Genomic DNA, 513 nt, shown 5'->3' on the forward strand with positions numbered 1-513 from the left:
ATCCTCAACTTTATTTGAAAAAAATAATATTATAAATTCTTATTAATTTTTAAAATTATATCATTCTCTAAATGAAGCTTTAAACTATCTTTATTATATTCATAAAATAAAATATTTAAATTTTGATTAAAAAGTTTGATTTTTGCTTTAGGAATATTACTTAATATACCACAATCCATAGCTCTTAAAAAACAATCAATCTTTACTTTTTCCCAAGAAAGATCTAAAAAACCTCCATTGGGTAAATCCTTTTTTAAGTAAATCCCCCCCCCCCATAATCATTTTGTTTTTTATAATTTTTATTTTTTAAATTTTCTAAGGCCTTTTTAAAAACATTAATAGCAAGATTGTGCTGAACTCTTAATAAATTAAGAGCTGTAATTTTTTTATCAAGTTCAATTTCTTCTTGTATTAAAATATCTCCTGTATCTATATTTTTATCTACTTTATGCCAAGTAATACCTGTTTTTAACTCTTCTTTATAAATCGCCCAAACATGGGCATTAACTCCTC

General features: G+C 23.4%; 2 protein-coding genes. Both read right to left on the bottom strand.

The window, feature by feature from the left end:
* Positions 1-29 precede the first annotated feature (29 nt).
* Complete coding sequence (locus tag JG677_RS08535) at positions 30-179, bottom strand: hypothetical protein (protein ID WP_200286220.1); 150 nt, start codon at positions 177-179, stop codon at positions 30-32.
* A gap of 74 nt (positions 180-253) precedes the next feature.
* On the bottom strand, positions 254-513 hold a 260-nt coding region (locus JG677_RS08540), incomplete at its 5' end, for a formyltransferase family protein (protein ID WP_267905156.1).

This window comes from Campylobacter sp. TTU-622 (assembly GCF_016598965.1).
In the GTDB taxonomy this organism is placed as follows: Bacteria; Campylobacterota; Campylobacteria; order Campylobacterales; family Campylobacteraceae; genus Campylobacter_D.

Excerpts from the sequence above, each read along its gene's own strand:
- JG677_RS08535 (WP_200286220.1), bottom strand. The coding sequence starts at position 179 with ATGGATTGTGGTATATTAAGTAATATTCCTAAAGCAAAAATCAAACTT.